Origin of the sequence: Rheinheimera sp., assembly GCF_020217005.1 — a bacterium.
Taxonomy (GTDB): Bacteria; Pseudomonadota; Gammaproteobacteria; order Enterobacterales; family Alteromonadaceae; genus Pararheinheimera.
Genome location: NZ_JAIWOI010000241.1, coordinates 1 through 10,000, shown reverse-complemented (window position 1 = coordinate 10,000; position 10,000 = coordinate 1). Strand labels below are relative to the sequence as shown.

General features: G+C 45.4%; 11 protein-coding genes and 1 pseudogene. 7 read left to right on the top strand and 5 right to left on the bottom strand.

Annotated elements, in window-relative coordinates:
* On the top strand, window positions 1-181 hold a 181-nt coding region (locus LDL40_RS11835; RefSeq protein WP_300995582.1), incomplete at its 5' end, for a helix-turn-helix transcriptional regulator.
* Window positions 182-210: 29 nt separating this feature from the next.
* On the opposite strand, the gene LDL40_RS11830 is transcribed toward LDL40_RS11835, so the two are convergent.
* The 5 genes from LDL40_RS11830 to LDL40_RS11810 all read right to left on the bottom strand — a co-directional run bounded on the left by LDL40_RS11830 (window position 211) and on the right by LDL40_RS11810 (window position 4,306).
* Window positions 211-1,533, bottom strand: a complete 1,323-nt coding sequence (locus LDL40_RS11830) for an MFS transporter (RefSeq protein ID WP_300995581.1) — start codon at window positions 1,531-1,533, stop codon at window positions 211-213.
* A gap of 55 nt (window positions 1,534-1,588) precedes the next feature.
* Complete coding sequence (locus LDL40_RS11825) at window positions 1,589-1,909, bottom strand: hypothetical protein (RefSeq protein ID WP_300995580.1); 321 nt, start codon at window positions 1,907-1,909, stop codon at window positions 1,589-1,591.
* 67 nt (window positions 1,910-1,976) lie between these two features.
* Window positions 1,977-2,582, bottom strand: a complete 606-nt coding sequence (locus LDL40_RS11820; RefSeq protein WP_300995579.1) for a peptidylprolyl isomerase — start codon at window positions 2,580-2,582, stop codon at window positions 1,977-1,979.
* Window positions 2,583-2,585: 3 nt separating this feature from the next.
* Window positions 2,586-3,164: a YajG family lipoprotein gene (locus LDL40_RS11815; protein WP_300995578.1), complete on the bottom strand. Its 579-nt coding sequence runs from the start codon at window positions 3,162-3,164 to the stop codon at window positions 2,586-2,588.
* 2 nt (window positions 3,165-3,166) lie between these two features.
* A complete protein-coding gene (locus LDL40_RS11810) occupies window positions 3,167-4,306 on the bottom strand; it encodes a methyltransferase (RefSeq protein WP_300995577.1) in 1,140 nt (379 codons plus the stop codon).
* 32 nt (window positions 4,307-4,338) lie between these two features.
* Here LDL40_RS11810 and LDL40_RS11805 point away from each other — a divergent pair, with 32 nt between their 5' ends.
* From LDL40_RS11805 to LDL40_RS11780, 6 genes and pseudogenes are all read left to right on the top strand, one after another.
* A complete protein-coding gene (locus LDL40_RS11805) occupies window positions 4,339-4,962 on the top strand; it encodes an alpha-ketoglutarate-dependent dioxygenase AlkB (protein WP_300995576.1) in 624 nt (207 codons plus the stop codon).
* Window positions 4,963-5,085: 123 nt separating this feature from the next.
* Complete coding sequence (locus LDL40_RS11800) at window positions 5,086-5,427, top strand: BolA/IbaG family iron-sulfur metabolism protein (protein ID WP_300995575.1); 342 nt, start codon at window positions 5,086-5,088, stop codon at window positions 5,425-5,427.
* 190 nt (window positions 5,428-5,617) lie between these two features.
* On the top strand, window positions 5,618-6,811 hold the full coding sequence (gene fabV / locus LDL40_RS11795) for an enoyl-ACP reductase FabV (protein WP_300995574.1): 1,194 nt from the start codon (window positions 5,618-5,620) through the stop codon (window positions 6,809-6,811).
* 318 nt (window positions 6,812-7,129) lie between these two features.
* A complete protein-coding gene (locus LDL40_RS11790; protein ID WP_300995573.1) occupies window positions 7,130-8,464 on the top strand; it encodes a Na(+)-translocating NADH-quinone reductase subunit A in 1,335 nt (444 codons plus the stop codon).
* Between the two features lie 2 nt (window positions 8,465-8,466).
* A complete protein-coding gene (locus LDL40_RS11785; protein WP_300995572.1) occupies window positions 8,467-9,672 on the top strand; it encodes an NADH:ubiquinone reductase (Na(+)-transporting) subunit B in 1,206 nt (401 codons plus the stop codon).
* A pseudogene (locus tag LDL40_RS11780) lies at window positions 9,665-10,000 on the top strand (Na(+)-translocating NADH-quinone reductase subunit C); the annotation flags it as partial. The gene LDL40_RS11785 and the pseudogene LDL40_RS11780, both read left to right, overlap by 8 nt.

Here is a 10,000-nt window from a genome sequence, read left to right as displayed (position 1 = left end):
GCGTCAGGAGAAAGGCCATACCATGCGTAGTTTGTCAGAAATTTTGGGCACTCCGCATTCTTTTATCGGTAAAGTGGAGAATCAGGAACGTCGTCTTGATGTCGTTGAATATGTTCGTTATTGCCAGGCTTTGGCCATAGATCCTATGGATGGGTTAAAGCAAGTTCTGATTGAAGCTTAATTTGCTCTTATCTTGAAAAAAACGCCGCTTTAATGCGGCGTTTTTTTGATCAGAATAAAACAAATGATAAGAGCTGGTAGTCCCATCAAAGCGGTCATAACAAAGAACGCCTGATAGTCCATCACTTCTACCCAGCCTCCTGAGAAACCACCGAGAAACTTAGGCAGTAATAACATCAGGGAACTAAAGAGGGCATATTGAGTTGCGGTAAAAGCTAAATTCACCAAGGACGATAAATACGCCAGGAAAGCACTGGTTGCAATGCCGGCGCTTAAATTGTCGACAGAAATAACTGCAATCAGCAATGGAATGTTGTGACCCTGGGTACTCAGATAACAATAAAGCAAATTGGTACATGAGCTAAGCAAGGCGCCAACAAACAGAATGCGTAGTGTGCCAAAGCTATTGACCAGTAAACCGCCTAAAGCCGCACCAAGCAAAGTCATCAGTACGCCGAATATTTTTGATACAGTAGCAACTTCTTCTTTACTAAACCCCATGTCGACGTAAAACACATTGGCCATTACCCCCATGACCACATCGGACACCCGGTAACAGGCGATCAACGCCAGTATCAGTAATGCATTCAGGCCATGGCGGCTGAAGAAATCAACAAAAGGGCCGATCACAGCGACTTTGAGCCAATTCAGCAGTTTTTTACTGATGGAGCTATGGATGGAAGGGGTGTTCACCTGCTGCTCGACCACAGGTTCAGGCGAAAGTAGGGTAGTGAGTAAACCTAAAGCCATACAAGCGGCCATCACCAGATAAGTAGACTGCCAGGCATGTAGATCGTAGCCAGTTTCTGAACTGCTGAATAACGCTGCTATCCATAAAGTGCCAGCTGAAGAGAAAATCATGGCCAGACGGTAGCCGGCCAGATATGCAGCAGCCAAAACAGCTTGTAATTGCTCTGGTGCTGCTTCAATACGATAAGCATCTATAGTGATGTCCTGTGTCGCTGAGGCTATAGCAAGCAAAACAGCGCATAAGGCCATCCATTTTAATTCTGTTTGTGGATCCAGGCTTGCCATCAATAATACAGCCAGAATCACCAGACTTTGCGACAGTATCAGCCAGCTGCGCCTGCGTCCCAGCCATTGTTTCAGACCAGGTAAGCTGAGATGGTCAATTAAAGGTGACCAGATAAATTTAATGGCATAAATCATCACTACCCAGCTGAAGTAACCTATTTGTTCGCGGGACACTCCGGCTTCTCTAAGCCAGAATGACAATACGCCAAACACCAGCATTAAAGGTAAACCACCAGAAAAACCCAGGATAAAAATGGTCAAAACCCGACGTTGGCAATAGAGTTGTAACGAGGAGAAAAAAGCAGAGATAGCAGACAAGACGGCAGCCCGGACAAATAAAGATGGAACCAGCTTACAGCTTCAATAAATTAGATCAAGGTCTGACACCCACACAATAACAAGGCAATTGTCCGTAACCGTGCAAAAAGCTCAGACAATACTGTAACTCACGGCGTACTTTGGTGTTTTGTTTTAGTTCAGGTTCTGACCAGTATTCGATCTGATAAAGTAAATGCCAGAACACCTGTTCACGCAGAGTTTCAGGTTTCCAGCTTCTGACTCGTAACTGAGACCATTCTTCCAGTGTATCCCAGACGAATATATGCAGTTCTTTGTGTGGCAGACGACCACGCAAAAAACGTGATAAGTAAAAAATTAACTGTCGTGATTTTTGTTCAATAAAGGGCTCTAACATAGGTCTGATCCCTGTCAGAGCTGGCACCACGCCAGCTCTGTGTGCTCAGAGCAAGTATAGTCGGGCTTTATTGTTCTGGCTGTAAAATCACTTGTTTTAAGATAATTGGTTGTTTAGGCACATTTTGCCAGCCTGTGGTTTCATCAGTATGAGTTTCCAGCAACTTCATTTTATCTAGCACTTCAAAGCCATCCTGCACCTGACCAAAGACTGTATAACCCCAGTTTTTGCCAGGGTCCAGACTTGGATTATCATTGAGGTTAAAAAAGAATTGGCTGGTGGCGCTGTGTGGATCGTTGTTACGGGCCATAGCTATGCTGCCAAACTGATTTTTTGCACCATTACCTGATTCGTTAAAAACAGCAGGAAATTCAGCCACAGGTGCCATATCAGGCTTATAACCTCCGCCCTGAACCACAAACTCAGGCTCAAGCCGATGAAATACAGTATTGTCATAAGCTTTGATATTGACGTAACTCAGGAAGTTATTCACCGCTAGTGGCGCTTTGGTTCTGTCCAATTCCACAACGATGTCACCTACCGAAGTCACTAGCTTAACTTTAGGGAATAAGTTGTTTTGTTGTACAAATTTTCCCGTTGGTTTGGTCATGTCGACAGCAGCCACAGCAGAGACTGAAAACAGAGCAATCAGAGCTAAAGTAATAAGACGCATAGTTTAGCCCTTCACGTAGGGGTGCCAGGTGCTGTCGTTCAGTAACTCGGCCAGAACTTGTTCAGTTAACACCCGCAGTTTCACTTCAGCCGCTGCATTGTCTAGTTTGAAGGGACCAGAGAAGCTACTTTTTCCCGCATAGATTTTGTCAAAAGAACCATTGTGGTTTTGGATTTCAATTCGCAGTTCTACATCGTTCTTGACCAGATGCTCAACAGTGCGTTGATCGGCGTCAGCAGACAATTTCAGGATCTGAACTGTCATAGTAGTGACGCTACTGGAGGTTAATTTTGCTCCTTGCGCTGTCATGGCGTCCGTCAACGTAGATTCCAGTTGCTGCGCCAGGTTATTGCTGGTCGGAAGGCTGGTAACGGCAGTGCCTTTGCGTAAAAACAGCGTCTGATCGGAGGGGCGTTGATCTACTACAGTTAACACGAACTCTGCGCCAGCCAGAGCTTTGCTTTGATTCCAGAACACTTGAGGTGTGACTAAAAAAGAAGATGATGTGCTGCTACAGGCAGTTAAAACCAGGCTGAAGGCCACTAAAGCCGAAGCTATAACTGGACGTTTAAAAAGGTGCATAGTTATTTCCTTTTGGTAGATTCGAGGATCACAAACTTATTATTGCTGGCAATATGGCGGCAGCCACCCAGCAGTACCGTCATTTTTTCGTAATAGGGTAAATGCCTGTTGGCGACAATACGTAGCTTACCGCCGGGTTTTAAACAGCGTTTAGCATCGTTAAACATTTGCCATGCAATATGTTCAGTCACAGCCTGTTGTTGATGAAAAGGTGGATTACAGATTACATAATCCAGACTTTGATCGGCCTGGCTGGCTAAACAGTCGTCTGTTCTGAACTCCGCCTGAGACAATAGTTCAGGCGCATTGGCTGTAACTGAAGCTCTGGATGATGCAACTGCCATAAAAGAGTCATCAGTAAAAATTATATGAGCTTCAGGTTGCTGTTTTAATAACGCCAGTCCAAGCACACCATTACCGCAGCCTAAATCTGCAACCTTAACCCCGGGGGCCAGCACAGGTAAATGTTCCAACAGGAAACGTGCACCTATATCCAGTTGTTCCTTGGCAAACACATTCGCGTGATTAACCAGTGTTAATTGATAGTCTGGTAATTGCCATTGAATGGGATAGGTAAAGGTTCTTGCTTCTCCACGAGGAGTACAATGTATAGTGCGGCATTTCTTTTGTGCCAGCGAGGCGTTGGTCGGCCCAAGCTCCTGCTCAAAAATAGCCAGTAAATTTTTATGAATATCTTTGGCTTTGGCCGCGGCTATCACTATGGTGTCAGGCCTTACAACCAGGCTTAACTGCTGCAACATAAAGCGCAGATAGCCGTGATTGTTTGGCACTTTTAACAACACCAGATCCAGTCCATCAGGTAGAGCCGTAACACTGTCGATATAGCTGACTGCCTCAGCAGATAAGGCATTTTGTTTCCTGTTGTGCGCTGTGGCTTGCTGGCTTAATACCGAGTCGTTTTGCTGAGTGTGCGGATAATCACCTAAGGCACAGGACAAAGCGCCAAATAAATCATGCATTATTAAAATTTTTAATCCGGCGTTGTTTTGTAACAGAGGCAAAGCCTGTAGCAGCAGCAATTCATCCGCTGCATCCCAGGCTTGTAAGCTGCGATTGCTTTGGCCAAGTGGTAATCTGTCCAGCTGCAGTTGCTTGTCAGCGACGGTAAAAATAGTATTCATGCCATTCAACTTGTAGAAGAGAAGGTTGTATTTTGACACGAGCACACCAGAGCGACAACCATGGATCGTTGCAACACTTCGTATTACCAGATGCTGAGCTGAAGTTTTGGCCAGATTGGTTGTCTTCGGAGCAGGCAGATCGCTGTTATCAGTACTTAGCCGGTCAATTAGACTGGCAACAGCCTGAGATTAAAATTTTTGGCAAAGCGGTGCGAATTCCGAGGCGTCAGGTATGGATGGGCGATCCGCACTGTAGTTATAAATATTCGGGAGTGTTGTTTGAGCCAGTACTCTGGCATCCTGTCGTGAAACAACTCACTGAGCAGGTCAACCTGCTGTGTCAGTGCCGCTTTAATTCAGTGCTGCTTAATTGGTACTCAGACGGTCAGCAGCATATGGGCTGGCACAGCGATGATGAGCCTGAACTGGGAGATAACCCTCAGATCGCTTCATTAAGTTTAGGGCAAAAACGATTTTTTGATTTAAAACATAAGAGCTTAAATACACAGCTGAAACTTGAGCTTGGGCACGGCTCCCTGTTGTTGATGGCAGGTCCTTGCCAGCGCTTTTGGCAGCACAGAGTTGCTAAAATGGCTGCGGCAAATCAAGGTCGCATAAACCTGACCTTCCGTGAAATCAAGCAAAAAACAACTTAATTATATTTTCTCTATGGCAGCAGTCGCTTAGCAGGTTTTTGTTCGTTTTTGCAGAAAAGCGGGCTGACAAGGTGCATCGCCTTAACTAGAGTAGAGGAGAGGGAGCAACAAAAGGGTTTAGCTATGTTGGTTCATACCGCAATAGAACAGAAGTTATTGAGCGCATTTGATCCTGTGTTCCTTGACGTGGTCAATGAAAGCCATATGCACAGTGTGGCACCGGGGGCACAGTCACATTTTAAAGTGGTCATTGTGACTAGTGCCTTTGACGGCATGAGATTGTTAAACCGCCACAGGGCAGTAAATGCAATATTGGCGGAGGAGTTAGCCGAAAAGATCCACGCTTTAGCTTTACATACTTATACACCTGGTGAGTGGTATGAATATTACGCTGAAAAACCACCAGCCTCGCCTAAATGTTTTGGCGGCAGTAAAAGAGAGAAAACTGCACTACCTGAGGCCTGAGATCCTCATATAATAAAAGCGTCGCACGACGCTTTTATTTTGTCTGTTGCAGCTCTTTTACTGATACTGTCTGCCGCGACTAAGTTCTTGTTTTTGAGTCCACAATACTGCTATTTTTGCTGATCAGACCTGTTTTTTAAGCTAACGGCTTAAACTAGCTGACAATTTTCAACCAACAATAGGTTTTGTTATGGTTATCCAACCTAAAATTCGTGGTTTTATTTGCACTAACGCGCATCCGGTCGGTTGTGCAGCCCATGTGCAAGAACAAATTGACTATGTCAAAGCGCAAGGACCAGTGGCCGATGGTCCAAAAAATGTATTAGTGATAGGCGCATCTACAGGGTATGGCCTGGCGTCTCGTATTACATCTGCTTTTGCTTCGGGCGCAAAGACCTTAGGTATTTTCTTTGAAAAAGAACCTAGCGAAGGTAAAACCGCTTCTGCCGGCTGGTATAACACCGTGGCTTTTGAGCAGGCTGCAGCAGCTGAGGGTCTATGGAATAAGCACCTCAACGGTGACGCTTTTACCGACGAATTAAAATCTCAGGCCATTGATTTGATCCGCAGAGAAATGGGCAAAATTGATTTAGTAGTGTACAGCTTGGCTGCGCCGCGTCGTAAAGATCCTGTGACAGGTGAAGTTTACAGCTCTGTATTAAAGCCAATAGCTCAGGCGTACACAGCCAAAACACTTAATACCAGCAAGCGTGAAATCGAGAACGTTTCTGTTGAGCCTGCCTCTGATGAAGAGATCTTCAATACGGTTAAAGTGATGGGTGGTGAAGACTGGGAGCGCTGGTTGGATCAATTGCAGGCGGCTGGCGTATTGGCAGAAGGTTGCCAGACCGTTGCCTATACGTACATTGGTAAGGAGTTAACCTGGCCAATTTATGGCAAAGCAACCATAGGCAAAGCTAAAGAAGATTTAGACCGTGCTGCTACTGCTATCACCAAAAAACTGGATTCAGTGTCAGGTCACGCTTATGTTGCTTCATTAAAAGCTTTAGTGACACAGGCAAGCTCTGCTATTCCAATTATGCCGCTGTACATTTCCTTGTTATATCGGGTAATGAAGCAAGAAGGCACTCATGAAGGGTGTATTGAGCAGATTTATGGTTTGTTTCAACAAGCGCTCTATAACAAAGACCGTACTTTAGATGAAGCCGGTCGTTTGCGAATGGATGGTAAAGAATTGTCGGAGCATATCCAGTCTGCAGTAAAAGACTTATGGGGCCAGGTGACCACAGAGAACATTGACGATCTGACCGACTATAAAGGCTACCACAACGAGTTTCTGCGTTTGTTTGGATTTGGTTACAGCCATGTCGATTATGATGCTGATGTACAGGCGTTGTTGCCGCTGAAAAATTTGGTTCAGTAACTTTGAAAGCCGCGTAATGCGGCTTTTTTATTAATTATTCCTGGTTTTGTAAGGATTTTTCGGATTTTGGCCGCACTGTTGCTCCGGCGAAAGGCAAAGTTGTAAAACTTGTCTACACTCAGCTTCAGTCGGCTGAAATGCCGGATAATTTTGCTGATTAACATAGATAGCACTTATGTTTAGTGCTAGAATCCGCGACTTTGGTACGTGTGTCCGCCACCTGCAACAGAGGTTAGGCTGTTGAGGTCCCGGATGCTACGCGCGGCGAGCAGCCGATAAACCAGGCCCTGTTTCTTCCCGTTAAAAGTGCAAGTACGTATGATAAAAATCAAAAAAGGATTGGACATTCCCCTTTCGGGCAGTCCCAAACAAGACATACATGATGGTCCGTCCATCAAACACGTTGCTGTACTAGGCGAAGAGTACGTCGGTATGCGTCCTACAATGCTGGTAGAGGTTGGGGACCGTGTGAAAAAAGGTCAGGCTCTTTTTGAAGACAAAAAGAACCCTGGTGTATTTTTCACGGCGTCTGTTGCCGGTACAGTGAAAGAAATCAACCGCGGTGCTAAGCGTGTGTTGCAGTCTGTTGTAATTGAAGCCGATGGTGACGACTCTGTCACTTTTGATTCATTCTCTGCTGCAGAACTGGCTTCGTTAACTGCTGAGCAAGTGAAGAAGAACTTAACAGGTTCAGGTTTGTGGACTGCATTACGCACCAGACCTTTCAGCACTTCGCCAGCCGTTGACAGCACACCAAGAGCTATTTTCGTCACAGCAATGGATACTAATCCACTGGCTGCTGATCCGGCAGTAGTTATAGCAACGCGCAGTGCAGATTTCAGCAATGGTTTAACAGTGTTATCCCGTTTGTCTGAGAAAGTCTATCTGTGTAAAAAGGCGGGTAGCAACGTCCCTTCAGTGCCTGCAGTGCAGGTTGAAGAGTTTGACGGTCCACACCCAGCTGGTTTACCTGGTACTCATATCCATTTCCTCGACCCTGTCAGCATTAAAAAAGTGGTTTGGCATATTAACTATCAGGACGTGATAGCTATTGGTGCACTTTTCACTTCAGGTCAACTGAATGCAGAGCGCGTGATCTCTTTAGCCGGTCCTGTAGTGAAAAATCCACGTTTAGTGAAAACTGTGCTGGGTGCTTCTATTGCTGAACTGACTGCAGGTGAGCTGCAAGATGGTCAGAACCGTATCATTTCAGGTTCTGTATTATCAGGCGCTACAGCTGTTGGCGTGCATGGTTATCTCGGCCGTTTCCACAACCAGGTCTCTGTGCTGGCGGAAGGCTATGACAAAGAGTTTTTAGGCTGGGCTATGCCTGGTGCGGATAAATTCTCTGTAACCCGTGCTTATTTAGCTCACTTAAATCCTAAACGCCTGTTTAATATGACCACTACTACTAACGGTTCGTCACGAGCCATGGTACCAATAGGTAACTATGAGCGCGTAATGCCGTTGGATATTCTGCCAACCCTGTTATTACGTGACCTGCTGGTTGGTGATACAGATGGCGCGGTCTCTTTAGGTTGTTTAGAGCTGGATGAAGAAGATTTGGCATTATCTACCTTTGTATGCCCTGGTAAATATGACTATGGCGTGGCATTGCGTGATTGCCTGACGACAATCCAGAAGGAAGGCTAAAAATGGGTTTAAAGCATTTTTTAGAAAGTATTGAGCCGCAGTTTGAAAAAGGTGGCAAATACGAAAAGTGGTATGCTTTATATGAAGCTGCTGCAACAATTTTCTATACCCCTGGTCTGGTGACTAAGGCTGGTACTCATGTGCGTGACAGTATCGATCTGAAACGTATCATGATTTTTGTCTGGTTAATGTTATTTCCTGCACTGTTTTTTGGCATGTTCAACATTGGTCATCAGGCGGTTATCGCGCTGCAGGCTGGTTTTGGTATGCCTGACACCTGGCAGGTGGCTTTGTTCCAGTTACTCGGTGGTGAATTGACTGCTGAATCTGGCTGGGGCAGCAAAATGTGGTACGGTGCCTGCTGGTTCCTGCCTATTTATGCCACTGTGTTTGTTGTCGGTGGTTTCTGGGAAGTGTTGTTTGCTTCTGTGCGTAAGCATGAAATCAATGAAGGCTTCTTCGTTACTTCTATTTTGTTCGCCTTAATTCTTCCAGCTTCTATTCCTCTGTGGCAAGCCGCTTTAGGTATCACCTTTGGTGTGGTTGTAGCGAAAGAAGTTTTTGGTGGTACAGGCCGTAATTTCCTAAACCCAGCTTTAGCCGGCCGTGCTTTCCTGTTCTTTGCTTACCCAGCACAGATTTCAGGCGACAAAGTATGGACTGTAGCTGATGGTTTCTCTGGCGCGACCTGGTTGTCTAAAGCTGTCAATGGCGAAGTGTCTGATTGGTCAATTAATGCTCAGTGGTGGGATGCGTTTTACGGCTTTATCCCAGGCTCAGTAGGTGAAACGTCCTTCTTAGCTCTGATGATTGGTGGTTTAGCCTTAATTTACTTCCGTATTGCCTCTTGGCGCATTGTGGCTGGTGTTATGGTGGGTACTATCATTTTCGCTAGCATGTTCAACATGATAGGTTCTGAGACCAATGCTATGTTTGCTATGCCTTGGTACTGGCACATAGTGTTAGGTGGCTTTGCTATAGGTATGTTCTTTATGGCAACAGACCCTGTATCGGCTTCTTTCACAAACCAAGGCAAATGGGCTTACGGTATCCTGATTGGTTTTATGGTAGTGATGATCCGTGTGGTCAACCCTGCTTACCCTGAAGGTATGATGTTAGCAATTTTGTTCGCTAACTTATTTGCACCATTGTTTGACTATATGGTGGCTCAGGCGAATATCAATCGGAGGCTTGCCCGTAATGTTTAGTAATAACGATAGTATTGGCAAAACCTTTTTTGTGGTCATTGCTTTATGTTTGGTTTGTGCAATTTTAGTGGCAACTGCTGCAGTTCAGCTGAGACCAAAGCAGGTTGAAAACAAGCTGTTGGATTCTCAGAAGAACGTTCTGGCGGTCACAGGCTTGTTATCTGAAGGTAACATCAAAGAGCTGTACAGCAAGCATATTCAGGAACGTTTAGTGGACCTGAATACTGGTGAGTTTGTTGATATGGACCCTGAGAGCTACGACTATCGTAGAGCCATGAAGGCACCTGAAACCAGTATCAAGCTGGAAGGTGCTGACGATAAGGCCTCA